General features: G+C 35.1%; 20 protein-coding genes and 1 pseudogene. 9 read left to right on the top strand and 12 right to left on the bottom strand.

From position 1 onward, the window contains the following. The 3 genes and pseudogenes from araD to F5ESL0230_RS00230 form a co-directional block, all read left to right on the top strand. Nucleotides 1-126: pseudogene (araD, locus tag F5ESL0230_RS00220) on the top strand (L-ribulose-5-phosphate 4-epimerase); the annotation flags it as partial. A gap of 206 nt (nt 127-332) precedes the next feature. Then, nucleotides 333-1,646, top strand: a complete 1,314-nt coding sequence (gene celB / locus F5ESL0230_RS00225; RefSeq protein ID WP_122021099.1) for a PTS cellobiose transporter subunit IIC — start codon at nt 333-335, stop codon at nt 1,644-1,646. A 28-nt stretch (nt 1,647-1,674) separates the two neighbouring features. After that, nucleotides 1,675-2,391, top strand: coding sequence for a MurR/RpiR family transcriptional regulator (locus tag F5ESL0230_RS00230; protein ID WP_122021100.1), 717 nt, complete (start codon nt 1,675-1,677; stop codon nt 2,389-2,391). Nucleotides 2,392-2,463: 72 nt separating this feature from the next. Here F5ESL0230_RS00230 and treC read toward each other — a convergent pair whose 3' ends face one another. Together treC and treR are read right to left on the bottom strand one after the other, a co-directional pair. Continuing rightward, nucleotides 2,464-4,119 (bottom strand): alpha,alpha-phosphotrehalase, encoded by a 1,656-nt coding sequence (gene treC / locus F5ESL0230_RS00235; RefSeq protein ID WP_122021101.1) that lies wholly within the window; start codon nt 4,117-4,119, stop codon nt 2,464-2,466. Further along, nucleotides 4,116-4,847, bottom strand: a complete 732-nt coding sequence (treR, locus tag F5ESL0230_RS00240) for a trehalose operon repressor (RefSeq protein WP_122021102.1) — start codon at nt 4,845-4,847, stop codon at nt 4,116-4,118. Before treR ends, treC begins: the two co-directional genes overlap by 4 nt. 205 nt (nt 4,848-5,052) lie before the next feature. On the opposite strand from treR, the gene F5ESL0230_RS00245 reads away from it, so the two are divergent. Further along, complete coding sequence (locus tag F5ESL0230_RS00245) at nt 5,053-7,017, top strand: glucose PTS transporter subunit IIA (RefSeq protein ID WP_122021103.1); 1,965 nt, start codon at nt 5,053-5,055, stop codon at nt 7,015-7,017. 121 nt (nt 7,018-7,138) lie between these two features. On the opposite strand, the gene F5ESL0230_RS00250 is transcribed toward F5ESL0230_RS00245, so the two are convergent. The 4 genes from F5ESL0230_RS00250 to F5ESL0230_RS00265 all read right to left on the bottom strand — a co-directional run bounded on the left by F5ESL0230_RS00250 (nt 7,139) and on the right by F5ESL0230_RS00265 (nt 11,551). Next, entirely contained in the window at nt 7,139-7,828 is a 690-nt protein-coding gene (locus tag F5ESL0230_RS00250; RefSeq protein WP_122021104.1) for a carboxymuconolactone decarboxylase family protein, read from the bottom strand. 106 nt (nt 7,829-7,934) lie between these two features. Further along, nucleotides 7,935-8,816, bottom strand: a complete 882-nt coding sequence (locus F5ESL0230_RS00255; protein WP_122021105.1) for a LysR family transcriptional regulator — start codon at nt 8,814-8,816, stop codon at nt 7,935-7,937. Between the two features lie 106 nt (nt 8,817-8,922). Next, a complete protein-coding gene (locus F5ESL0230_RS00260) occupies nt 8,923-9,792 on the bottom strand; it encodes an alpha/beta hydrolase (protein ID WP_122021106.1) in 870 nt (289 codons plus the stop codon). Continuing rightward, the gene (locus tag F5ESL0230_RS00265) at nt 9,779-11,551 is read right to left on the bottom strand and encodes a 1-deoxy-D-xylulose-5-phosphate synthase (RefSeq protein WP_122021107.1); all 1,773 of its coding nucleotides are present in this window, start codon (nt 11,549-11,551) and stop codon (nt 9,779-9,781) included. Before F5ESL0230_RS00265 ends, F5ESL0230_RS00260 begins: the two co-directional genes overlap by 14 nt. A gap of 153 nt (nt 11,552-11,704) precedes the next feature. Between F5ESL0230_RS00265 and F5ESL0230_RS00270 the strand changes: the two genes are divergently transcribed. Further along, complete coding sequence (locus F5ESL0230_RS00270; RefSeq protein ID WP_122021108.1) at nt 11,705-12,568, top strand: NAD(P)-dependent oxidoreductase; 864 nt, start codon at nt 11,705-11,707, stop codon at nt 12,566-12,568. Between the two features lie 100 nt (nt 12,569-12,668). Here F5ESL0230_RS00270 and F5ESL0230_RS00275 read toward each other — a convergent pair whose 3' ends face one another. From F5ESL0230_RS00275 to nrdJ, 4 genes are read right to left on the bottom strand one after another with little or no spacing between them, the layout of a single operon-like run. Further along, nucleotides 12,669-13,205 (bottom strand): cob(I)yrinic acid a,c-diamide adenosyltransferase, encoded by a 537-nt coding sequence (locus F5ESL0230_RS00275; RefSeq protein WP_122021109.1) that lies wholly within the window; start codon nt 13,203-13,205, stop codon nt 12,669-12,671. Then, a complete protein-coding gene (locus F5ESL0230_RS00280; protein ID WP_122021110.1) occupies nt 13,202-13,717 on the bottom strand; it encodes an ECF transporter S component in 516 nt (171 codons plus the stop codon). Before F5ESL0230_RS00280 ends, F5ESL0230_RS00275 begins: the two co-directional genes overlap by 4 nt. Then, nucleotides 13,717-14,103: a DUF4430 domain-containing protein gene (locus F5ESL0230_RS00285; protein WP_122021111.1), complete on the bottom strand. Its 387-nt coding sequence runs from the start codon at nt 14,101-14,103 to the stop codon at nt 13,717-13,719. The genes F5ESL0230_RS00280 and F5ESL0230_RS00285 overlap by 1 nt, the downstream gene beginning before the upstream one ends. 36 nt (nt 14,104-14,139) lie before the next feature. Beyond that, nucleotides 14,140-16,374: a ribonucleoside-triphosphate reductase, adenosylcobalamin-dependent gene (gene nrdJ, locus F5ESL0230_RS00290; RefSeq protein ID WP_122021112.1), complete on the bottom strand. Its 2,235-nt coding sequence runs from the start codon at nt 16,372-16,374 to the stop codon at nt 14,140-14,142. 433 nt (nt 16,375-16,807) lie between these two features. Between nrdJ and F5ESL0230_RS00295 the strand changes: the two genes are divergently transcribed. Then, a complete protein-coding gene (locus F5ESL0230_RS00295; RefSeq protein WP_122021113.1) occupies nt 16,808-17,503 on the top strand; it encodes a YjjG family noncanonical pyrimidine nucleotidase in 696 nt (231 codons plus the stop codon). Between the two features lie 142 nt (nt 17,504-17,645). After that, nucleotides 17,646-18,410, top strand: a complete 765-nt coding sequence (locus F5ESL0230_RS00300; protein ID WP_158592368.1) for a pyrroline-5-carboxylate reductase — start codon at nt 17,646-17,648, stop codon at nt 18,408-18,410. Between the two features lie 104 nt (nt 18,411-18,514). Here F5ESL0230_RS00300 and F5ESL0230_RS00305 read toward each other — a convergent pair whose 3' ends face one another. Then, nucleotides 18,515-19,525, bottom strand: a complete 1,011-nt coding sequence (locus F5ESL0230_RS00305; RefSeq protein ID WP_122021115.1) for a D-2-hydroxyacid dehydrogenase — start codon at nt 19,523-19,525, stop codon at nt 18,515-18,517. A 333-nt stretch (nt 19,526-19,858) separates the two neighbouring features. Here F5ESL0230_RS00305 and F5ESL0230_RS00310 point away from each other — a divergent pair, with 333 nt between their 5' ends. After that, complete coding sequence (locus F5ESL0230_RS00310) at nt 19,859-20,686, top strand: exodeoxyribonuclease III (RefSeq protein ID WP_122021116.1); 828 nt, start codon at nt 19,859-19,861, stop codon at nt 20,684-20,686. A gap of 75 nt (nt 20,687-20,761) precedes the next feature. Next, on the top strand, nt 20,762-23,605 hold the full coding sequence (locus tag F5ESL0230_RS00315; RefSeq protein ID WP_122021117.1) for a DEAD/DEAH box helicase: 2,844 nt from the start codon (nt 20,762-20,764) through the stop codon (nt 23,603-23,605). A 50-nt stretch (nt 23,606-23,655) separates the two neighbouring features. On the opposite strand, the gene F5ESL0230_RS00320 is transcribed toward F5ESL0230_RS00315, so the two are convergent. Further along, complete coding sequence (locus F5ESL0230_RS00320) at nt 23,656-24,720, bottom strand: serine hydrolase (protein ID WP_122021118.1); 1,065 nt, start codon at nt 24,718-24,720, stop codon at nt 23,656-23,658. Nucleotides 24,721-25,232: the final 512 nt, after the last annotated feature.

Here is a 25,232-nt window from a genome sequence, read left to right on the forward strand (position 1 = left end):
TTAACTAGAGCAGATAGTCATGTGCCCCAGTATTTATTAGATAAGCATTACTATCGAAAGCATGGTCAAGGAGCGTATTACGGGCAAAATAATGCCCAGTCGCAGACCCATGCGAAAAGAAAATAACTTGTTGTACTAGCATAACTGTCTTTAGAAGTACTCAAACCACGGCAGTAATTAAAAATTATGCCGTGGTTATTTATTTTCTTTTTGTTATTTATTGAAACATGTTTCTAAAAAACAATTGACTTTAAGAAACAAAATGATAATATATTATTTGTAAGCGATTCCTTAATTGCGAAGAAAATGAAATATGATTAGGAGTATGTAAAATGGCAGAGAAAAACAAAAATAATTTTCTTACCGAAAAACTAATGCCGTTATTCAATAAAATTTCTAGTGCTAGGCACATGGTCGCCTTGCGTGATGGAATGACTGCGGCAGTGCCAATGATTATCATTGGATCAATTTTCATGATTATCGGACAATTCCCTATTAAAGGGTATTTGGATTTCATGGCCCACGTTTTTGGTCCTAATTGGGCTACGGTTGTGCAGTATGTAACCAATGCCTCATTTAATATTATGGGCTTAATTGCTGTTGCGGGTATTTCTTATAACTTAGCTAAAAGCTATCAAGGAATTGATCCATTTTCAGCAATGATTGTGGCAATAGCAGCGTTCATTTTAACTATTCCCATGCAGATTGGTAAAGATGGTGGCTTGTTGATTCCATTGAAACAATTTGATTCATCGGGTTTGTTTACTGCATTATTAGTAGGATTATTTGTAACTGATTTATATGTGTGGTTAATGCATAAAAACTTAGTCTTCAAAATGCCCGAAACTGTCCCACCTGCAGTTAGTAGTTCATTTGCAGCTTTATTCCCGGGAGCAATTTCACTATTTGTAGTTTGGTTAGTTCGAATTGGTGTTGAAGCTACGCCAATGAAGAGCATACCTAATGTGATTACATTCTTCTTACAAAATCCAATGAGTAAGGTGACTAATACTCTTGGTGGTGCATTAGTTATTGAATTAGTAATTTGTCTACTTTGGTTTTTTGGTATCCATGGTGCTAATGCCATTTCAGGGGTAGTAGATCCTATTTTGTATGCTGCTTTAGCTGCTAATGCATCAGCTCTTAAAGCGCATGAAGCTATTCCCAATATTATTACAAAAACTTTCTTTGACAACTTTGTTCATATTGGTGGTTGTGGTGCAACCCTGGGATTTGTTATTTTAATGGCTTTCTTTGCCAAAGATAAAGAAATGAAGGCAATGGGTAAGCTGTCAATTGGTCCAGCGATTTTTAATATTAATGAGCCGGTTATTTTTGGTGTACCAATCGTTTTGAATTACCAAATTGTGCTACCATTCATCTTAGCACCAATGGCTAATGTCATAACAACTTACACAGCTATGAAGATGGGGTGGGTCGCTAAAACAATTGGAATTTATCCGCCTTGGACAACTCCACCAATCTTATCAGGAATTCTTTCAACAGGGCATATTTCGGGTGGAATTATGCAATTATTCAACTTGGTAATGGATACAATGATTTACTATTTCTTCTTTAGAAGTATGGATCGGACTAAGTTGAAAGCTGAACAAGAACTAGAACAAGCTAAAGAATCAGCTAAGTAATGAATTAAAAGTGAATCGGGAATAAGTAGTGCAATCTAAACGAAAACTGACCGTAACGCAATTAAAAATTTATAATTATATTGTAGCCAATAAACAAAAGGTAAAAGAGATTACTTTGCGTGAATTAGCTAATAATTTACAGGTCTCACCCGCTTCGGTAGTGCGCACGTTAAATGCTTTAGGATATGGCCACTATTATGATTTGCAAAATGCAATTAAAGCTGAAAATAAGCGTAATCAGGTAGTCGATGATATTACCTATCAAGCACAATACTATTTTTCACAAGATGTTTTGCCTAATTATGAGCAAAAAATTACTAAATTTAAGCGTATTGCTCAAAAAACAAAAGAGTTTATCTTTTTTGGCATTGGCACTTCAGGGGATTTATGTGATTATGGTGCGCGTCAATTTGTCAATAATGGGCGTAGTGCCTTTGCTATAGGAGATCCTTATTATCCAGTCAATTTATGTCGTGATTCGTATCAAGAAAAGACAGTTATTGTTCTGTCGGTTAGCGGTGAGGGACAACCTACAATTGATCAAGTGAATAACTTTCGCCAGTTAGGCGCGACGATTGTTAGTATTACGAATGAAGCAGATAATACAATTGCGCACGTATCAGATCTTAATTTTACTTATCATTTAGAATATAAAATTATTGGCCAAACGATTAACTTAACTACCCAAGTTCCAGTAGTTTATTTACTTGAACGTTTGTCACGGGCTTTGCAAAAAGATAAATAATTAAGATAAAAATTTTAAAAATACAAATTAAAAGCGTTGAGCATTAGGCTCAGCGCTTTTTAACTACTTCGATTATTTCACTAAAAGAGCCAGTGCTTCGTAGGGCTTGAGATTTACAACGCTAGGCACAACTTTTAACTGTTTGCTGTAATTACTGATTAAAGTTTCAGCTGGCAGTTTTTGGTAATGTTGGGGAAGTTGATAGGAAACAGGATTAGCATAAAAATTATTGATAACTAACAAGGCCTGACCATTATATTTACGGCAATAAGCATAAACTTGTGTGTGATTTAAATCAATTGGTTGGTAACTGCCATTAGCTATGATTGGATAAGTTTTTCGTAGCTGAATCAGCTTTTGATAATATGGGAAAATTTCACCATGGTCTAATTCAGCTGCAACATTAATTTGCGCTTGGTCTTGTGGTTTTAACCATGGTGTACCCGTGGTAAAACCGGCCTTTTGCGAATCATCCCAGTGCATAGGCGACCGACTATTATCACGGGACTTAGCTTGAATAATGGCGAGAGCCTTTTGCCCATCTAATCCTTTTTTTAGTAGTTCTTGATAGGCATTTTTGGTTTCAATATCAACGTAATCGGTAATACTTTGGTAGTTGGGGTTAATCATGCCAATTTCTTCGCCTTGATAAATATAAGGTGTTCCGCGTAGTAGATGCAATACCGTGGCTAACATTTCGGCCGATTTGGCGCGGTAGTGTTTGGAATCGCCAAAGCGACTTAAGGCCCATGGTTGATCGTGATTGTTCCAAAAAAGTGCATTCCACCCACCCCCATTACTCATGCCAACTTGCCAGTCATTGAGTAATTGTTTTAACTTTTGAAAATCGAAAGGAATTTTAGTCCATTTTTGGCCATCTTGATAATCAACTTTTAAGTGATGAAAGGTAAAGACCATGGATAATTCATGATTATCTTTTTTGGTGTATGCAATAGAATTAGCAATATCAGTTGAGGACATTTCTCCCACAGTTACTGTTTCAAGATCACGCCCAAAAGTATTTTTATTCATTTCTTGCAAGTATTGATGAACAATTGGTTGATCAGTATATAGTACCTTACTATCAATTTTAGCTGGTGCATCTGCCAAAGTTTCATCTTTGCCAATTACATTAATTACATCGAAACGAAAACCTTTGACTCCCTTAGCGCGCCAAAAATTAATAACTTTAAATAATTCTTTTCTTACTTCAGGATTATGCCAGTTTAGGTCAGCTTGCGACTTGTCGTATAAATGTAAGTAATATTTACCAGTATTACCAAAGGGTGCCCAAGCTGGGCCACCAAATTTCGAACGCCAATTATTAGGCAAACTACCATCGGCTTTAGGCTGGCGCAGATAAAAGAAATTTTGATAATATTGATCGCCAGCTAGAGCTTTTTGAAACCATTGGTGGTTAGTTGAACAATGATTGAAAACCATATCTAGCATTACCTCGATATGATTTTGCCTTAGCTGGGTGATTAATTCATCAAAATCGGCCATTGTTCCAAATAAAGGGTCAATAGCATAGTAATCTGCAATATCATAGCCATTATCATTTTGTGGTGAAACGAAAAATGGATTAAACCAAATCATGTCGATGTTTAATTGCTTAAGGTAGGGGATTTTTTGAATAATTCCGCGCAAATCTCCAATTCCATCGCCATTGCTGTCATAAAAAGATTTGGGATAAATTTGATAAATAACTTTATCTGCTAAACTCATAAAATAAAACCTCCATGTTCTGTTTTTCTGCGAGCAAAGTCAATAAATTTAAATTTGTCAGGGCGATGACTAGCAACTGTATATTGAAAAAAAGACGTATCTTTTAAATAGGTTAAACTGCGCACCACCACTACTAAGTTAGTATCAGTTAGCTGCAGTTGGTTGATAATTTTGTTACTGGCCGGTTCGACAGTAATTGCTTTGGTAGCGTAATCAATTGCTAACCCTAGTTCTTGTTCAAAATAAGAATATAGTGAATTCTCTGCTACTTGTTTTGAAAGCTGAGGAACATATTTTTTTAAAATATAGTCTTCGTCAATTACAATTGGCTCATGATTGACCGAACGTAGGCGACCAATATAAGTAGCGGCAGTATCAGTTAAATTGAGTTCTTGGCTGATGTTAATTGGCAAGTGCGAATCATGTAGGGCTAAAACCCTAGTTGTGGCATGCATTTGTTCCTGCTGATTTAGTTCATCAAAAGAAGTAATATTTGAAATAGGAAAGCTAAAACGTGCGTTACTTAAGACAATAGAGCCTTTACCTTTGATTTTTTGAATTAACCCCGCCAACATTAATTCGTTTAATGCTTTTCTTATTGTTTCACGTGAAACGTGATATAAGGCTGTTAAATTAGGTTCGCTAGGTAAGAAACTACCAGGAATATATGAGCCATGTTTAATTTTTTTGGTTAAATCAGCAGCAATTTGTAAATATTTAGCTGACATTATTTCAATCCACCTTTTTTACTTTTATCATATTATTATTAATTGTTTTACAAGCAATAAGCCATAAAGCTATGGGTACAAAGTTATGCTATATCAATATCATAAACATATTATTGACACTTGTCTATACAAGTTATATAATCATTTTGAAAGCGATAACATTTATTGTTTGAGCAAGCAATAAATGATTTATGGGGGTTACATTATGAATAATAATATCACTTTATTATCACCTGTCACTGGGGAAGTTATTGAGCTTGCTCATGTCAATGACCCAGTTTTTTCACAAAAGACGCTCGGTGAAGGCTTTGCAGTTGTTCCTAATATGAATACGATTATTGCGCCAGTAGATGGAAAAGTAGTAATGCTTGCTGAAACTAAACATGCAATTGGATTGAGGACTGATAGTGGGATTGAACTTTTACTTCATTTGGGTATTGATACGGTTGAACTTGGGGGTAAACCATTTGCTTTAAAAGTTAAAACAAGCGACAAAGTTAAGGCTGGTCAGCCAATTGCAACAGTTGATTTGGCAGCGATTAAAGCAGCCCATAAGGACAATACAATTATTGTCGCCATTACTAATAGTGCTCAAGTTTTAGGAACTATTACTGTCCAAACGGGCATGATAGGTGCGGGTGAAGCTGCAGCAATCGTTAGCTTGAAGCAAGAAACAAGTGCTCATACTGCACCCAGTGCAGAACCACAGGTAAGAGTAATTGCACGGCAAGTGCTAGTAGCTGTTGGCGGAGCTGATAACATTAAAAGTGTGATTCATTGTTTTACGCGGCTACGCTTTACTTTAAAGGATGATAGTATTCCTAATGACGCGCAGGTCAAACAAATTAGGGGGGTGCTAGATGTAGCACGCGCTAATGATCAATATCAGGTTGTAATTGGTCAAACGGTTGAGGATGTTTATGATGAGTTAATTGCTTTACTTGGGATTAATCCTTCTTTACAAAAAGAAACACTAAATAATGAAGTTACTACTGGCGTAGGTAATAAACTTAAACAAGTTTTCTTCAAAATGATTGGAGTGATTACTGGGTCAATGATGCCGGTAATTGGCTTATTAGCTGCTAGTGGTATGCTAAAAGGAATTCTCAATATTTTAACTAACTTCGGTCATATGTCGACTACAACCTCTACGTACACTATTATTAATGCCATGGGGGATGCGGCTTTTTACTTTTTGCCAATCATTGTGGGGTTCACTGCTGCTCAAAAGCTGGGTTCTAATCCCGTCATAGTTTCTTTGATTGGTGGTTTTCTAATTTATCCCGAATTAGTAAAAATTTTTGCTAGTGGCAAATATACCTATTATCTTGCTGGAGTAGGGATTAATGCAAATTTCTTTGGTATTCCTATTCATATTCCTCAATATACTTACTCAATTTTTCCAATGATTTTTGCAGCTTGGATGGCTGCTAAGATCGAACCTTGGATTAAGAAATGGATGCCAGTAACTTTAAGACAAATTTTCACCCCTTTAATTGAAATTTTTTTAGTTGGTATGACGGTTTTAATCATTGTTGGACCAGTAATTTCATTTATTTCCGAGGGAATAGCTAGCACTTTACAATGGTTGTTAACAGTTAATAGTGCTTTGTCGGGGTTAATTATTGGTGGGCTCTATCAGGTCCTAGTTATTTTTGGGTTACATTGGGCGGTGATTCCGCTAATTGCTAATGATATTGCAGCTAATGGACATAGTGTTTTAAATGGTATTATTTCCGTTACTATGGTCGCTCAAGGTGCTGGCGCTTTAGCAGTTTGGGTTAAGACAAAGCATAACCCAGATTTAAAAGGATTATCTTTAAGTGCAGCTATTTCTGCAGCAGTTGGTATTACCGAACCTGCCATGTATGGCGTCAACTTAAAATATGGTCGAGTCTTCTTAACTTCAAGTATAGGTGCAGCTATTGGCGGATTAGTTAATGGACTATTGAAAGTTGATATGTACGGTTTTACTGGTAGCTTGATTGGTTTTCCATCATTTGTAGCAAAAGCTGGTCAAGGTAATCCAAATAACTTACTGTATTTTTGGCTTGTTGCAATAGTAACAATAGTTGCTGCCTTTAGTCTAACGTATTTCTTTGGTTATCAAGAAACTGATAGTTATAATCCTAAAGATGCGCCAGAAAAAAAGAATATAGTAAATTTATAACAAAAAGACACTATGCTATTTGCGTAGTGTCTTTTTATATCTTAATTATTTGCAAATATTTCAATTGTTTCTTCGACTTCTAGCTTGTAATGCTTTGATTACTGTTCAGTAATTCTCGTAATTATTTAGTTATTAATTCTTGGGCAACTTGATGTATAATCTGGACGCTATTAATGACAAATGGGAAACCGACATATGGTAAAAGTTGGATAACTGACCAAATTAATTCACTTTCGCTATTGCCAGCTTTCAAACTACCTCTAGCATGGGCTTTAATTTGAAAGCTAACGTTTAGTGTAATTAAAGCTAGTAATTCATAGCGTTCCCGGTTGCGGACGGGTAAAGTTTCACGGTTATAGAAATCATTGAAAAAATGTTGGGTTAGAGCTTCAGGAATAAAATCACCAGCTTTATCTGGTAAGTCCTGGAGTAGCTTTTTGATTTCCGTACCATAAATTTCATCTTGCATTTTTGCCCCAAAATTTTTATCGGGCTGGAGCTGTGGTTGGACTGGGGTCAACTGCTGTTGCTCAAAAACTGCTTGCATAATGGTTAAGGCTTGTTTAACTTTTAATTGCCCCAGCACAGGTGTTAGTTGATAAACAGTTTCTAACAAAATTTCAGGTTGAACATGGGCCGCTAAAGCTTGCTCAACTAGTTCAGTTAGTGAAGAAGTTACTCCTTGGGTAATGCTAGCAATAATTGGAATTAACACACGATCCTGTTTTAAATGAGCACGGCAATGTTGATTGACATCTGTTATAAATGGAGTAATTAACTGTTCATATTGCGCTAAAATATTTTTTTTCATAGTAGTATCTCCTTTATTTTAGGCAGATTTTAAGTTATTTAGTCAATTATGTAAAATACTTATTGAATATGATTAGCAATAATATTTTGTTATAGTTATCTGCTTACTAACTTTTGAAAATTGAAGCCTTTAATCGTTTTAAAAATAGTTCAGCTACAGGGGAAAGATTAACTTCGCGTTTCCAGACTACTTTAATTGTTTGATACATTTTGGGCGCTAATTTTTTGAAAGTTAATTTTGCCCCTGGTTCAATGTTGAGTAGATTATCTAAAGTAACCATTAAGGCAGTATGATTTTTAACCAGCAAAGTACCATTAAAATTCAAATTATATGTGCCAATGAAATTAACGCAATCTTGATAATTGCCCAACCAATTTTGAAATATTTGTAGGTTGTCTGATTGTTGCGAATTTAAAATTGAGCGTCCAATTAAATCTTGGGGGCTAATTTCTGTCTTCTGGGCTAAGGGGTCATCCGTTGTCATCAGTATTCCCCAAGTATCTTTTTCTGGTAAAGTTAGTGAAGCATAGTTATTTACCGGGATATCACCAATAATAATGGCAAAGTCAGCTGTTCCATTATTTAACTTACATTCTGCATAGCTGTAATCACCGCTTAATAAGTGTAATTTAACTGCTGGATATTCTGTAATAATTTGACTAATTATATTCATAATCCGCTGCATGCCCAAGCTTTCTCCCGCAGCAATTGTTAAGTCACCACCGATAAAGGCTGAGGCAGTTAAATTACTTTTAGTTTTGGCAGTTAAAGCCAAGATTTCTGTGGCTTGACTTAGTAAGTATTGTCCTGCTGGAGTTAAAGATAAGTGATGTTTTTGGCGATTAAATAAATTTACGCCAAGTTCTTGCTCTAAATCACTAATTTGTCTTGATAAGGCGGGCTGAGAAATTAGTAATTTTTTAGCGGCACGAGTCATATTGCCTTCTTGAGCGATAGCTACGAAATAATTTAAAACTCTTAATTCCATAATTATTGGTCCATTCTGCTTATTAATTTCAGTTTAAAATAATTATACTGTATATTAAAAACAGCTTCTATCATTAAGATAGAAACTGTTTTTTATTATCATAAAGCTATTTTGGCCAAAGAAAATTAATCAATAGCTGATTGACCTTCTGATTTTCATGTAGTTGGCTATGTTGCCCCGTTTTACCATAGATTTCTTGTTCTTGATATGACCCAGCTTGCTTACTAACTAAATAGCGGTATGAACGGGCAGAATTAACATCAACTGCTCCATCGTTTCCTTTACCAGTATTACCGTAAATATTTAGAACGCCTGCTGTTTTAGGAAAGCTTTTTCTTAAAGTTAACAATCCCCGATAACTTGCAGCCATTTTTTGGGGAGAGCCGTCTTGATTTAGAACTGTATGTTTTGGTGCTCCGATTTCACCAATATAACCGTTGTAATGCCCAGCAATGGAGACTTGTTTGTTTAATTTAGGCAGATTAGTATTGCTTAAATTATTGCGTAAAAAGTAAGCAATTTGTAAATTACCCATCGAATGTCCTACTAAATTTATTTTTTTAAAATGGTACTTTTTTTGTAAAGCAAGAATAATATCTTTGACGTAGTTGCTACTTTTACTCAAAGATAAAGATTGGTTGGTTGCATAAGGTGAGACACTCTTATTATTTTGAAAATTAGCTTCAATAATCGGATTTTTAGCGTTTTGTTTAATTGTTCCAATTAAACTTACTTTACCATCGGGGCTAACATCAGCACGAATGACTGCATTAGAAGCACCACTTTTTTTGGCAGCTGAGACCATATTTTCTTCGGCATGATAACTGCTGCCCCACCCATGAACAAAGAGAGTAGGGGTTACAATTGGAATAATGGTCGCTCTTTCTGACTGATAATTACGCCTGCTAAATAGCAAAAGAGGAATTAACAAGATGATAATTACCAGTGTAAGCATGATGGTCTTATTTCTTTTCATTTGTTGAAGCGCTTAAGTTGTTCTTTAAATCGCTAATAATTTGCTCGACTGTTAAATGATTTTCTTGATAAATTTTAGCAAGTGGAGTTTGATCAGTGTAGATTCGTTTTTGCCCATAATTAAGTACTTTAACATTTTGCTTACCAAGATAAGCTGCTATTTTTTGTCCAAAACCACCATCTAAAATATTATCTTCTAAAGTAATAATTAGCCGGTGAGTAGCAGCAAGGTGGTCTAAAGTTGGTTGGTCTAAAATATTGGCAGAAATTGGATTAACCAGGGTAGCTCCTAACCGCTCAGCAACTTGCTGACCTAATGAATAAAAATCACCTAAAGCTAATATGGCAATATTTTTACCAGCTTTAACTTGATATTTTATTTGACTGTAATCGCTTAAAAGTGATTCAGTTGATCCGTTAGGTACAATATTTGTTGGCATTTTAAGCGCTACTGGCTGTTTCTTTTGCTTAATTGCCCATTCTAGCATAGCTTTTTCTTCAGTTAGAGTTGTAGGGGCTAGATAAATCCAATTTGGTAAGTTGCTAATCATTACTTGGTCAAAAATTCCTAAGTGGGTCTTTGATTCTGCAGAAATTCCGCCCCCAGCAACTAGCATTACAACTGGTAAATTGTTTGCAGCCACATCGTGAGATAGTTGATCAAAGGCTCGTTGCAAAAAAGTTGAGTTTTCAAATAAAACAGGGGTGCCGCCTTCTTTTGCAAAGCCAGCGGCAAAGGCAACCGATTCTTGTTCTGCAATACCAACATCGATGTAATTTTTAGGGAAATCATGCTTAATTTCATCTAGGCCAAATACCCCAGGAATTGCGGCATTGATAGCCATGATTTTTTGTCCTTGAGTAATTTGTTCTTTGATAGTCTCAATTGCAACTGTTTTGGCAGTTGGCTTTGTATCAGCTAATTTGATTGGCTGATCAGTTTTAAGATCAAAGGGCATTACCCAGTGGTGGGCTTCCTCATCCTTAAGTGCAGGGGCATAACCCATTCCTTTAACGGTATTAATATGTAAAAGAATAGGATGATCAATATCTTTAACTGCTTTGAAGGCAGTAATCATATCTTGAACATTGTTACCATTTGCAACATAGCGATAATCAAAACCCATGGCTGTAAAAGGATTTTCTGGTGTTTTTCCATTAGATGTCCGTAATTTTGCCAGTGCAGTAACTAAACCGCCAACGTTTTCGTCAATAGACCATTGATTATCGTTTACAACAACGACTAAGTTATGTGGCTCAACAGCCGCGTTGTTTAATCCTTCGAAGGCTAAGCCACCAGTTAGTGAGCCATCACCAATTAAAGCCATGATATTTTCGTGTCCACCTATCAAGTCCCGGGCTTTCGCCATACCAGTGGCTAAGGCAATAGAAGTAGAAGTATGACCTATTGCATAGTAATCATACTCACTTTCGTCTGGGTTGGAATATGGGGTGACGTCTTCATAATGGGCCGGGTCAAGCCAAGCTGTAGCACGGCCAGTTAACATTTTATGTGGGTAGGTTTGATGTGAAACGTCCCACACAATTTTGTCTTTTGGAGCATCAAAAACGAAGTGGTAAGCAATTGTTGCTTCCACAATTCCTAAATCTGGGCCGAGGTGTCCACCTTCTGCTGCATCTTTTTCTAAAATCAAAGTTCTGATTTCAGTTGCTAGTTGTTCCATTTCAGGTAAAGTCAATTTTTTTAAATCTTGCGGATTATTAATTTTATTTAGTAAATAGTCATTGTGCATTTTCATAATGCTTGCCTCCTTAAACTATATTTATTATAAAATTGATTTAACTAAGTATAAAATACTTTATTTTAATTATTTGTAATAAGTTTAAGTAATAACTTAAAACTGTGGCAAAATTATAATTAACTATATTTGGCATAAAGGAGGATAAGTATAATGAAAATTGGATTTATTGGAACAGGTGTGATGGGGAATGCAATTTGTCTTAACTTACTAAAAGCGGGGCACCAACTTTTTGTTTATAATCGTAGCAAAAGCAAAACTGATAATTTAGTTGAACAAGGTGCTGTATGGTGTTCAAGTGCGCGGGTAGTTACTAAAAAGGCAGATTTAATTTTTACAATGTTGGGTTTTCCAACTGATGTGGAAGAAGTATATTTTGGCAGTAATGGTATTTTTGAAGAAATAGTGCAGGATAAATATATAGTTGATTTAACTACTTCAAAACCAAAACTTGCGCAAAAAATTTTTACTACAGGTGTAAAGAATGGCGCTAAGATATTGGATGCACCAGTTTCTGGTGGCGATCTTGGTGCCAAAAATGGTACGTTAACCATTATGGTTGGTGGCGATAAAGACGCTTTTAGAGCTTTACAACCTGTTTTTAATGATTTTGGCAAAGCTGTTCACTATTTTGGGCCTGCAGGATCAGGTCAAAATACTAAAATGGCTAATCAAATTATGATTGCTGGAACCATGACGGGAATGACAGAGATGTTTGTCTATGCTAAAGAAGCTGGGCTTGACTTAGCCACTGTGCTAGAAACAGTGAGTGGTGGAAGTGCGGCTAATTGGAGTCTTAGCAATTATGGTCCACGAATTTTACAAGGTGACTATACGCCTGGATTTTTCAGTAAACATTTTCTGAAAGATTTGCGGATTGCACTAGAAACTGCTGCGGAAATGAATTTAAGTTTACCGGCAACAACTGAAGCTAAAAGGCTCTACGAAGTTTTGGTTGATAAACAACATTTGGGTGATTTGGGTACGCAAAGTTTAATTAAACTATGGTGGCAGTAAGAGTAATTTTTTGGTAAAGTCATAAACGAACAAAGCAGGGCAGCGATTATTAATCACCGTCCTGCTTTTAAATAAATATTTATACTTAAAAAGTGGGATATTACTGCTTGCTGGGGATGTCTTGCTTTCCGTCTAAAAAATTGGCATACCTTCCCAGAACAAATATGTAGTCAGATAAACGATTTAAATATTGCAAGCAAGCAGGTGCTAATTTTTGTTCTTCATTTAACTGGACCATTGTTCGTTCAGCACGGCGGGCAATGGTTCGAGCATAATGTAAATTAGCGGCTGTAATCGAGCCACCCGGTAGAATAAATTCTGTTAATGCTGGTAGCAGGGAAGTTAGCCGATCAATCTCTTGTTCAAGTTCTTTAACTTCCTTTAAAGTGATTTTAGACCGTCTTTTGACGACAATATCTCCTTGTAATAGATAAAGCGTGCGTTGTAAATTTTGGATAAGCTCCCGTAATTGACTACAGTTGGTGGATAAATTAGCTATTACAACTCCGAAATAAGACTGAAGTTCATCGACTTCACCAATAGTAGCTATTTGCAAGTCATATTTTGGCACCATTTTACCAGTAACTTGTTTAGTGAAGCCTTGGTCACCAGTTTTTGTATATATTTTCAATGTCATATTTTTCTCCTTTGGAAGTGATTAAGCGCAAGACAGAGTGGTTTATATAAAACTGGATAAAAAGCTAAATTACCAATTGCATGGTAAGTATCGAAAGTAAGACTGCTAGCCCAATATGCTAAGAAGGCAGGAATACCTCCATAAATTGACATGCCTAAGTCAACCCAAAAGCCATATTCCCAACCTAAAAAGGTAGCAAGAATTAACTGTAAAGTTAGATGGTCTTTTAAAGGTGTTAATTTACTAAGTAGTGCAACAGTTAGGATACATGCGCCATAGGCAAAAATTTGAGGAATAGTCCATAAACCGAAACCTAAGTAAATATTTGAAATTACCATGGTTAAGACTGCAAGTGTCAAGCCAAAGCTAATACTAAGATTCAAAGTCACAATCATTAAAATATCAGTTACGGGTTGAACATTAGGTATAGGAATAATTTTAAAAAGCCTTAGGGATACACACATTGCTGTTAAAACGGCCATTAAGGCTATTTTTTTAGTTGAGTTAAGCATTAATTCATTTTGGCTAAAGTAAATTTAACTTTATCGTGGTTATTTACTTTTTGTTCCACAGCTCCCTTATTAGCAAATTTACCATTAATTGTATAAGTCCAATAAATTTGCTTGTGAGTATCTTGACTTTTACCATCTATTGCAGTGATAAAGCCATTTGTGCTCTTAACTCGCCAAGCTTTTTTAAGACCAGACATCACTGTTGCATGTTTAGAGAGTTTAACCTTTTTGTTTTTTATATTTTTTTTGTTTACATTAAGTGTATAAGCTACGGTAATTTTATTACTAGGCTTAGCCATAACTTCTTGGCTAGTCTGATTGCCTGTAAGAGAAAATGTAAAAATAGTTGCTATTCCAGCAAGAACTGCTAATTTGTTTTTTTTCATAATAAATTCTCCTAAATTATATAATTCTAATTTGATTTATTTGACTGGACAAGACCCTGATTCACAATCAGTTTGATCAATTAATTCCAAATTTTTTTGGTCATTGTTTTGCTTGGCAAAGACTGTAGCAACATCGGCAATAATTGAGGCTTTTCTTTTTTCATATGTTTCTTTATCAATTGGCTCTTTTGGAGCTTGTTTCAATGAACCACCATAGTAGGGCAAAAGAGAGGTTGATTTAATAATATGGCGGTACTGGTTGAATAAAGATGTAATTTGCTTACCTTCATCATTTTGGAAGGTAATGGTGCAGCTTACAGCATTATCGGACCAATATGTTTGTAAGAAAGCTTGTGTTGCGAATTGTTCAGCAATTGAAACCGTGCCAGCAGAGGCAAAATTTTCACTATCTGCATGTGTAGCTCGTAGTGGGAATTCAACACAAACTGTATTTGGTGTGTAAACATCTGGTTCTGAATAATAACCACATTCAGCGAGGGCTTTAAGAAGCGGGTCAGACGCTTGGAAACGAATTCGTTGAATTAAGTAGCCTGCATAGTGAAAGTGCATACCTTCAGAAGCACCAGCAAGTTTTGCTACCGTTCCTGATGGTTTGACTGTAGTGTGTTTAATTGAAGGATTACATCCTAAAGCTTGGCTATATTCATTGTCTGCATCCACAACCGCTTGATAGGCGTTAGAAACCATTTCAATTCCTTTCGGATCATAAATCGGTACTTGAATTTTAGCTCCAGTTTCGTGATCGCTCTCTTCTTTAAAACCAGTGACAACACGGTGCCCTAAATCATTCAATAACCAATCTTGAATGCCTGACATAGATACGCCAATACGACGATTTTTATAAATTATTTCCCGGGATATAGCCCAATCGTAAGTACTGAATGTAACACGTTTGGTATAGCGGGTGGCTAATCTAAACACATCTTTTAAATTCCAATTTTGTTGTTCAGCAATGTAAGGAAAAACTTCAAATAAATTACAAGGCTCACCATTAGCAAGAGAAATTTCACCACAAGGATTGGTTCCTTCTACTGCACCATCAACGTCTTTTTGGTATCCATCTATAATTCGACCATAGTTTTGAGATAAGTCCAAATTTACAATGCCTGGTTCGCCATTTTCTTTAATACCATTGGCAATCGGTTCATAATTGGTAAACGCAGCATCAATTGCTACACTATTATTTGATGCCCAACGGTGGTGATAGAGCTTATCTTGGTCTTGTTTCATAGTGATAAATGCTTGGTCTGTATTAGAACCTAATGCTAACTCAGCTGATCGTCTAACGTTACCAGCAACAACTGTTTTGCCAATTAAGTTACAAATATCTGTTGCATCAACTGAACTGATTTTGCGGTTTGAACATGTATTGATGATTTTGTTAATGTCGAAAAGCATTTCAACTAACGGCATTGGCCCAGAAGCTGTACCACCAAAACCATTGATTTTTGTTCCATAAGGACGAATATTACTGATATCAATGACTAATTTAGTCTTGTGCTCAGGATTTGTTTGATTAAAATGCATATCTATTAATCTGGCATTGGCTAAGACCCAGCCCTCTCGTGTGTCGGGCACTTCAAAATAGATGCAGTCATTTGGAGTACTATTTTGTTTAGACCACTTTTTTTTATCAATTGCACCAAGTTTAATTGTATCAGTATAAGAATCACTATCTTGATCAATAATAATTGTTAAATCAATGTTATTGTCGACTTGGGGTATTTTTTTTATGTTATCTTGAGTAACTGAGAATCCCACACCACCCCCTTTCATTAGTTGATCAAATAGAAAAGAAAAGGGCATTGAAACTGCTACCTGTTCTTTTTTTAAATAATCGGGCAAAATATGGCTGGCACCATAAGCTTGAGGACGAATAGCAATAAACCAACAGTTATTCAAGGAATCGCCATTGCGTTTTTGATAGTCAGTACCAGAAACCCAAAGATTGCGACCAGATGGAGTAGCAGCAAGGCCATAAATCATTTTGAATAGTTCTTGAGCTTCAGTGGTTAACTCATTAAATAATTTATCTGAAGGTGAGTCCTTTAAGCGGGGATCAAGATTGATATTACCTTCCACAACTCTTTTAACGGTTTCATCCCAATTTTCAGAACGATTTTTTTCTGGTAGCCACCGGGCATAAGTCCGTTTGTAAGTAACCCAGCCTAATTCGCCCCAATGGGAGGTAATATTTTGTTTCACTCGGTCAATATAGGCTTGACTTAAAGTTATGGTTGAATTTTTCATAATAAAAATGACTCCTAGATATAAATTTTGTTTCACAACTACATTATGTATGGTTATATAAAAAATGATACCACAACATGTTGTGTATGCAATAAAAAATTAGCAAATAAAAAAATAACGCCAGTCTTTTATGTGCGAGTAAGAAATACTAAGTTTTAAAAATAAATAGCAAAGAAAAAAGCACAATAAATTAAAAATTGTGCTTACCTAATGACTTGAAGTGGTAAAGAAAAACTACAAAGAATAATCTTTTAAATAGACTAACTATGCTAAGGCGATTTAATAAAGGTAAGCCAACTTAAAGTGTGTTAGCATAATACTGGATTAAACATGTTAAATGACTTTGTCCGCTAATTTTAATAAAATAGATAGTAAACAGATTAATTTTTAAGTTTATTAATTTATATATTAATAGCAATAAGGAGATATTTATTTGCGATTTAAACAAATAATTTTTGATGTTGATGATACTTTAATTGATTTTGCTGCTACAGAACATTATGCTTTACGTAGTCTTTTTAATGCCCATCATTGGAAATTAACTACGGCGTTGCAACAGCGTTATAACAGTTACAATCAAGGTCTTTGGCGCCAGTTAGAACAAGGAAAGATCACCTACGACCAGCTCAGTGAAATGGTTTTTCATAACTTTCTCAAAGATAACCTACAAATTAATGTTGATGGTCTATTAATTATGCAAGAGTACCGCAGTTATTTTAGTGAATCTCATCAGTTGTTGCCAGGTGTTATAGATACACTTAGATTTGCTCAAAAAAAAGGTTACCAGTTAGCGGTTCTGAGTAATGGCGAAAGCTTTATGCAAGAACATCGACTTGCATTGGCAGGAATAAAAAATTATTTTTCCTTAATTGTTACTTCTCAAGCAGCTGGTTTTGCTAAGCCAGACAAACGTATTTTTGATTATTTTTTCAATTTATCTTCAATCGGACCTGCTGAAACAATTTTTTTTGGTGATGGTTTGCAGTCAGATATTTTAGGTGCAGAAAATTATGGCTTTAATAGTATTTGGTATAACCATCGGCACCGAAAAAATAATATGAATTTGCATCCCCTGTATGAAGTAAAAAATTATCCCCAATTCGTTAAGCTACTTAAAAATGATTTATAAATTAAGTTGCTAGGTGCTTAGTTAATTAATGATTTCGGTATAATAAAGTAAAGTGTTATTAATGTGACAGTGGTTGGCTGATTTTCAAGAAAATTAGTGTTAATTGCTGATGCTACTCTTTAAACAATTGAAGGTGATTGAAATGAAAATTGGATTTATTGGAACTGGTAAAATTGGTACTGCTATCGTTCAGGGACTACTACAAGCTAAAACTGCTAGTGAGGATATTTATATTTATGACGGTGGGCACGCATCTGCACAAAAACTGGCAACTAGATATGGGTTACAGTTAGTAGATACGTATAATGAATTTGAACCCTGTGAAGCAGTAATTGTAGCAGTAGGTGGTTCAGCAATTGATAATATTTTTATAAAACTAGGACAAGTTTATCATGGCATAATTATTTCAACTGGTGGTGGCGATTTAAAAAAGGTTAAGCAGCTGATTTCAGCAGATGCAACCTTTGTCAAAGTTGTTCCTAACACACCAGTTAAAATTGGTCGGGGTATCACAGTAATTAGCTTTCTTTCTGAGGAAAAACAAGAAGTAATCGAACTAACTAAAAATATTTTTGCTTGCATGGGTGATGTCTATGTTGTTCCTGAAAATAAGTTAGGAATTTATGGCACAATTGCTGGGTGTACGCCAGCCTATGTTGATTTATTAATCCAAGCCCTAAGTGATGCTGCAGTAGAAAATGGTGTTAAGCGGACGGATTCCTATGAAATAATTGAAAAAATGCTAATTGGTACAGCTCAATTAGCTCTTGATACAAAAAAATTACCAGAAGAATTAAAAAATGAAGTAACAACGCCAGGTGGTTCAACCATAAAAGGAGTTAATAAGCTAGAAGAATTAGGTTTTCGTGGTGCTTTAATCCAGGCAACTAACGCTTCAGCTAATTAATGGGTATGATAATAATAAAAATAAATGCAAAAAGCACCGAAATAAATCGGTGCTTTTTGTAAAGTTATAGCATGTGTTTAAGTAGAATAAATTAATTTGTGAAATTAAAATTCTTTATTTAAATCAACTGGTGTATCAGCTGGTTCACCCTTAATTAATTTTAAGTTGTTATCAAAAGCATTAATAACCATATTGCGAACAGCATGAGTAGTGTAAAAAGCAGTGTGTGGGGTTACCAAAACATTTGGTCGGTCAATCAAGTCGGCAAGACGCTTGTCAGGTAATTCTTTATTGGTGAAATCACTATTGAAAATACCAACTTCACCTTCGTAAGTATCCATTGCAAAACCGAAAATTTTACCAGAATCTAATCCACGCACGATAGCATCGGTGTCAACTAAAGGACCACGAGATACATTAATGATAACAACATCATCTTTCATCTTTTGAATAGAATCATCGTTAATCATATGGATGTTTTCTGGAACGTCAGGTACATGAAGTGAGATGACATCTGCTTGTGCATATAATTCATCTAAACTATCAACGTAATAACCCTTTTCTTCTAAGATGGGGTTCTTAAATAAGTCATAAGCAATGACTTTAGCACCAAAGCCTTCCATGATTTGCATGAATACTTGGCCAATGTGTCCCGTACCAATAACACCGACAGTTTGGTCCCGTACTTCACGACCGATTGTTGGTGCCCAACGGAAGTCATGTTTAGCAAGTTTTTCATCCATTGCCTTATCTTGGCGTAAGATTCTAGCAGCTTGAATAGCAGCATGTTCAGCAATAGCATCAGGTGAATATACTGGAACATTGGTTAATTTAAACCCAAGTTCTTTAGCTTTTTTTAAGTCAATGTTGTCAATTCCAACGTTACGAATTGACCAATTGTGAATACCAAGCTTATCTAAAGCTTCGATAGTGTCCGCTTTGTAATCTAATTGTTGGTAAGTAACAACACCATCAGCTCCTTGAGCCAATTGAGCAGTTTCAGGGGTCAACAGTTGATCTGTAAAATCAACAGTAATGTCGGGATGGGCTGCTTGCCATTCGTGAACATATGGTTCCTCATCTTTACGGATAGCGTAAGCATAAATTTTAGTCATAAAATCTAACCTCCATAGATTATCATTATTCTCTCTTGTGCTATTATACACTTGTAATGATTGAATTAAAAATATAAACTTGTGAAGAATCTTACTTTTATTATAGCCTGCTATTAAAGCAATCGCTTACATTATTAATGAGATAGGATTAAACTAAGTAAATAAATGTACAGTATTTTTTGACTAAAGTCGTGAAATAATGAGCAGCTTTTTTGTGGCTTGAATTAGGTTAGAATTTTATAATTTTATTTTGCATGAGTAAGTGCTGCAAGATAACAAGACAATCTTAAAAAATATATAATGGGTAAGCAAGATACAACAAAGGAGAAATAAATGATTTTAATTTCGTGGAATATTGATTCGTTAAATGCAGCTTTGACGGGAACATCATCACGCGCTGAAGCAACCCGGCAGGTTTTAGTAAAAATATACGAGCATAAGCCGGATATTATTGCCCTTCAAGAAACTAAGTTGCGCTCGACAGGTCCAACTAAAAAGCACCAAGAAATCTTAGCAAAAAATTTTCCTGAATATGAAATTGTTTGGCGTTCGGCCCAAGAGCCAGCTCGTAAAAGTTATGCGGGGACAATGTATTTATATAAGAAGGAACTTAAACCATTAGCAACTTTTCCTAGAATTGGCGCACCTGAGCCAATGGACGATGAAGGTAGAATTATTACTTTAGAATTTTCTAAATATTTTGTTACCCAAGTTTATACACCAAATTCTGGCAGTGGTTTAAAGCGTCTAAGTGAGCGGCAAAGTTGGGATAAGAAGTATTGCGATTATTTGAAAAAACTAGATCAAGAGAAACCTGTCTTGGCTAGTGGAGATTATAATTGTGCTCATAAAGAAATTGATTTGAAACATCCAGATAATAATCATCATTCAGCAGGTTTTACAGATGAAGAGCGGCAAGGTTTTACGAAATTACTTGAAGCTGGTTTTGTAGATACATTTAGAAAAGTAAATGGCGATATTGAAGGAATTTATTCTTGGTGGGCCCAAAGAGTGAAGACCGCCAAGCAAAATAATTCTGGTTGGCGAATTGATTATTGGATAACTAGTGAGCGAATTGCGGATAAGGTTAAACGTTCTGAGATGATTGATACTGGGCTTAGAGCAGACCATTGTCCGATTTTACTTGAAATTGATATTTAAAAGATAAATAAAGAGAAATCCAAAAAAGTTAGATTTCTCTTTATTTTATATAAAATGGTGCTGAGGCAATATTGAATGAATGATACACTACAAGATGCAATTCTTAATGGTCTATATGATTTATCTTATCCAGGACATGAAATTGTAGGTCCTAAGCTGTTAACAAATACAAAACATGAAAATATTTGGTTAACTTTGCGTTATGAACTTATGCATTGTAAAAACTTTACTTGGGCAGTTGCGTTTATTACGCAAGATATGCTAGTTCCCTTTAAAGTGATAATGGCAGACTTAGCGCAACAAGGTATTTCAGGAACTTTAATTACCGGTGATTATTTAAATTTTAATGATCCGCGCGTTTTTCACGAATTATTAAAGATCGATAACTTATCAGTTAAAATAGCACCCAAAAATGGGTTTCATGTTAAGGGCTATTTTTTTGAGCACGATGACTGGCAAACTATGATAATCGGCAGTGCCAATTTTACTAGATCAGCCTTGCTTAGTAATTATGAGTGGGCGCTAAAGGTCAGTGCGAAAGAAAATGCGACCTTAACTAAGCAAATTAATAAGCAACTTGAGACTTTAAAAAAAGTTAGTCAAGAGCTGACTAGTTCATGGCTGCAAACATATGAACAAAGTTGGGTGCGCCCCCAAATAAAACGGCAAACAAAAAGCCAACTACCTATTTCTCAGGAAATAGTTCCCAATCATATGCAAAAAGCTGCTTTAAAGCAATTACGTCAATTAATTGCTCGTGGTCAGTCACGCGGTTTAATAGTATCTGCTACAGGTACTGGTAAAACTTATTTAGGAGCATTTGCGGTAAAGTCTTTTAAGCCACAAAAATTTATTTACGTTGTTCATCGTGAGCAAATAGCACGAAATGCCTTAGCTAGCTTTTATCAAGTAATTGGTGGAGCCAAAACCGATTATGGCTTATTGACCGGAAATAAACATGAATTGAATCGTAAATATATATTTGCGACGGTACAAACTTTAAGTCAATCTAAAGTTTTAGCTGAATTGAGTCAGACCGAATTTGATTATATTCTAATTGATGAAGCACATCGCTCTGCAGCTCCAAGTTATCAGCGTATTTTCAAAAAATTTAAGCCTAAATTTTGGCTAGGTATGACGGCTACGCCTGAGCGAATGGATAATCAAGATGTTTATCAGTTATTTGATTACAATTTGGCTTATGAGATTCGCTTACGGGATGCTTTAAAGGAACAGATGCTGACACCATTTCATTATGTTGGAGTTGCTGATTATGAAGTCGATAATGAGGTGATTGATGAAACAGCTAATTTGCGCTATTTATTAGCACCAAAACGAGTGGATTATGTCTTACAACAACTTGATTATTATGGCTATTATGGTAATAGAGCTAAGGGACTTGTCTTTTGTAGTAGACAAGAAGAAGCACGTGAATTAGCCCAGGCTTTTTCTGCCAAGGGCCATCCTGCAGTTGCCTTAACTAATCAAGATAGTGAAAAAAGGCGACAAGAAGTAGTTGAACAGCTTGAACAAGGTAAGCTTGACTATATTATAACAGTTGATCTTTTTAATGAAGGGATTGATATTCCAGCTCTTAATCAAATTGTGATGTTACGTAACACACAGTCAAGTATTGTTTTTATTCAGCAACTTGGTAGGGGATTACGTAAATATGCTGGGAAGGACTATGTAACGGTAATTGATTTTATTGGTAACTATAAAAATAATTATTTAATTCCAATTGCCTTAAATCAAGATAACAGCCGAGATATCGATCAAGTACGTAAGGAGACTATCTTACCTGGATTTATTGATGTTTCAACTATTAATTTTAGCCAAATTGCATCGACTAAAATTTTGGCTTCGCTTGACAAAATTAAACTTGATAGCGTTAAAGAATTAAGGCAATCTTATCAAGAATTAAAAGAAAAAATTGGTCGTGTGCCCTTGCTTTTTGATTTTGTTAACTATGGTTCAACTTCTCCTGAGGTATTTGCTAATCATACTGGTTTTCAAAATTATGCTCAATTTTTGGTTAAAATGGGAGAATCAGTTAAATTAACTGAATTTGAGCATGCTATCTTGTCTTTTTTAACCAAAGAACTTTTAAATGGTAAAAGACCGCATGAACTCTTACTACTGCAAGCCTTACTAACAAAAGAACATATCAGTCATAGGGAATTTGAAAATATATTAAAAAGATTTGGTACATATTGTAACGAAGCAGTTTTAAAGTCGGTATTGGCTATTTTATCATTAGATTTTTTTGACGTTAAGCAAAGGCAGACAACCAAGAAGGCCCAATATGGTGGTCAATCACTAATACAACAGGATGACTTACTTAATTATCTTTTAGCACCAAAATTGAGCCAGGCTTTGCAGAACAATCATATATTTAAGCAATTATTTACTGATGTAGTTAATACGGGGCTAAAAATTAACCAACGCTATAATAAGCAAGAAAAATTTACACTTTATCAGCAATATGAGCGCAAGGATGTATGTCGTTTGCTTGATTGGCCTAAAGATGTTTCTGCACCAATGTATGGCTATCGTGTAGATAAAAAAGAAACTCCGATTTTTATTACCTATGAAAAGGATTCATCTCAAAAGCGTAATGCGTTATATCATAACACATTAGAAGATGGTCAAACTTTGCGTTGGTATACTAGGGCACCACGGCACATAAATTCGGATGAAGTTAAAAGATTACTTAATACACCGAAGATGAAACTACATTTGTTTGTGAAAAAAAGTGATGCTATAGGCAGGAAATTTTTTTATTTAGGTCAAGCTGATATACAAAAGAAAACCGTTAAAGAAGAACTTTTGGGTCCGAAAAAAAAGGCAGTAGTTGGTATGAATTTACGGCTACAACATCCTTTAGAAAGTAAAATGTATCAACTACTATTTGAATAATAAAAAAGCTTCTATGAATTATAGAAGCTTTTTATTGTGTAGCACTGATTTTAGCGAGGAACAAACGTATTAGGTTTAATATGCTGCAATATTTCATATCCTACTGCTTTTTGGTCATTTTTATTATCATCAGTTTGGTTTAAAAACATGATAATTCCATTTTGATTATCGGTTGTCAACTGCACCCAAGTGCCAAAATGCATAGCTGCAATACTACCATATGCTAATTTGAGTGAATCGTTATTTTGTAAATACATTCCACCAGAGTAATCTGTGACCTTACTCTTTAAATGTGTTAGATAATAAAAATCATTCTTATTCAGGATCTTTCCATTGCAAAGACCAGCCTGGATTTGATAATATTCGCTGGGACTAGTAAATAGATTACCTGCTCCAGGAATTTGTGAAGCAAGGGACTGCTTAATGTAGGCGGGACTTTGATAGTTTTTACTTCCATTTGAATAATAAGAAATTGGGTCAGTTTTGTCATTGGGGATGTTTTGGTACAAATAAGTATTTTTCAAGCCTAAGGTATCCACGATGCGATTTTGAAAGTTTTCTTCGTAAGATTTACCTGTGACCTGTCTAATTATTCCTGTCAGCAAAATAAAGTTGCTATTGTTGTAATGGTAGCTACCAACTAAATCGGAAGAAGTTGCATTAATATTGTTAACGATCCAGTTAATTGCATTAGCTTCTGAATATACATAGCCTCGGTTTATTTCAGTTCCGGTAGCTTTAATACCAGAGGTATGGGTCAATAGATTACCGACCGAAATTTGGTTAGCGTTTTTTAGATTGGGATACCAACGTGAAATCTTAGTGTACTGGTTAAATGCTTTATTAGTATTTTTGGTCTCATTCATAAGTTGAATTATGATTGCTCCAGTAATCACTTTTTGTAGCGAGGCCGTCGGGTATGTTACATTGCTTTTACCGTTGCCAATGCGCTTACCATACCAAGCATAACCATAACTAATTGTTTGGGGCTGCCCATCTTTTATTACAGTAACCGAACCACGGACATGGTGCCTTTTTAAAGTTTCTCTGACAAAATTAGACATTTCTTCATTATCATTAGTGCTAGTTGATGAAGTTGCAGCTTCAACTGGCATTGCTTTTGTACTAATTGCAGTAGAAGTACCTATAGTTAATGCTGCAATAGTTGTTAAAATTTTATGTTTCACAATATTAAACTTCTCCTTTAAACTATTATTTGTATTATAAAACGATAACTGCAACAAAGATATGTGAAAAAGATTAAGTTTATTTAACGATTTGATTTCTAAGCTATTGGCTAAAAAATATATGATCACAATCAAAAATATAGGGACAAACATAAATATTATCTCATGTAACTATTGGCTATAAATAAAGGTGTTAACGTATACAATTTAGTTGGCTTGAAAAAAATCATAAAAAAGGGTTGCAAAAACAAAAAAAGGTTGCTAATATAAATAACTGTCGTCAGGGCAAAGCCAGTAAGGCAAAGGCAAGGCGGCAAAAAAGATATAAAAAACCAGTTGACAAAAGCGACTGAGTTTAGTAATATAAAAAGCGCTGTTGTTTAAAGAAGCGGCAGCGCGGGTCAGAAAAAAAGTTCTTGACAGAGTCGAGAGCATCTGAT

The sequence above is a fragment of the Lactobacillus sp. ESL0230 genome (assembly GCF_003692805.1).
Classification (GTDB): Bacteria; Bacillota; Bacilli; order Lactobacillales; family Lactobacillaceae; genus Lactobacillus; species Lactobacillus bombicola.

Bases quoted from the DNA above. Each gene is read 5' to 3' on its own strand.
- celB (WP_122021099.1), top strand. From the start codon at position 333: ATGGCAGAGAAAAACAAAAATAATTTTCTTACCGAAAAACTAATGCCG.
- treC (WP_122021101.1), bottom strand. From the start codon at position 4,119: ATGAGTTTAGCAGATAAAGTTATTTATCAAATTTATCCCAAATCTTTT.
- treR (WP_122021102.1), bottom strand. From the start codon at position 4,847: ATGTCAGCTAAATATTTACAAATTGCTGCTGATTTAACCAAAAAAATT.
- F5ESL0230_RS00245 (WP_122021103.1), top strand. From the start codon at position 5,053: ATGAATAATAATATCACTTTATTATCACCTGTCACTGGGGAAGTTATT.
- F5ESL0230_RS00250 (WP_122021104.1), bottom strand. From the start codon at position 7,828: ATGAAAAAAAATATTTTAGCGCAATATGAACAGTTAATTACTCCATTT.
- F5ESL0230_RS00255 (WP_122021105.1), bottom strand. From the start codon at position 8,816: ATGGAATTAAGAGTTTTAAATTATTTCGTAGCTATCGCTCAAGAAGGC.
- F5ESL0230_RS00260 (WP_122021106.1), bottom strand. From the start codon at position 9,792: ATGAAAAGAAATAAGACCATCATGCTTACACTGGTAATTATCATCTTG.
- F5ESL0230_RS00265 (WP_122021107.1), bottom strand. From the start codon at position 11,551: ATGAAAATGCACAATGACTATTTACTAAATAAAATTAATAATCCGCAA.
- F5ESL0230_RS00270 (WP_122021108.1), top strand. From the start codon at position 11,705: ATGAAAATTGGATTTATTGGAACAGGTGTGATGGGGAATGCAATTTGT.
- F5ESL0230_RS00275 (WP_122021109.1), bottom strand. From the start codon at position 13,205: ATGACATTGAAAATATATACAAAAACTGGTGACCAAGGCTTCACTAAA.
- F5ESL0230_RS00280 (WP_122021110.1), bottom strand. From the start codon at position 13,717: ATGCTTAACTCAACTAAAAAAATAGCCTTAATGGCCGTTTTAACAGCA.
- F5ESL0230_RS00285 (WP_122021111.1), bottom strand. From the start codon at position 14,103: ATGAAAAAAAACAAATTAGCAGTTCTTGCTGGAATAGCAACTATTTTT.
- nrdJ (WP_122021112.1), bottom strand. From the start codon at position 16,374: ATGAAAAATTCAACCATAACTTTAAGTCAAGCCTATATTGACCGAGTG.
- F5ESL0230_RS00300 (WP_158592368.1), top strand. From the start codon at position 17,646: ATGAAAATTGGATTTATTGGAACTGGTAAAATTGGTACTGCTATCGTT.
- F5ESL0230_RS00305 (WP_122021115.1), bottom strand. From the start codon at position 19,525: ATGACTAAAATTTATGCTTACGCTATCCGTAAAGATGAGGAACCATAT.
- F5ESL0230_RS00310 (WP_122021116.1), top strand. From the start codon at position 19,859: ATGATTTTAATTTCGTGGAATATTGATTCGTTAAATGCAGCTTTGACG.
- F5ESL0230_RS00315 (WP_122021117.1), top strand. From the start codon at position 20,762: ATGAATGATACACTACAAGATGCAATTCTTAATGGTCTATATGATTTA.
- F5ESL0230_RS00320 (WP_122021118.1), bottom strand. From the start codon at position 24,720: ATGCCAGTTGAAGCTGCAACTTCATCAACTAGCACTAATGATAATGAA.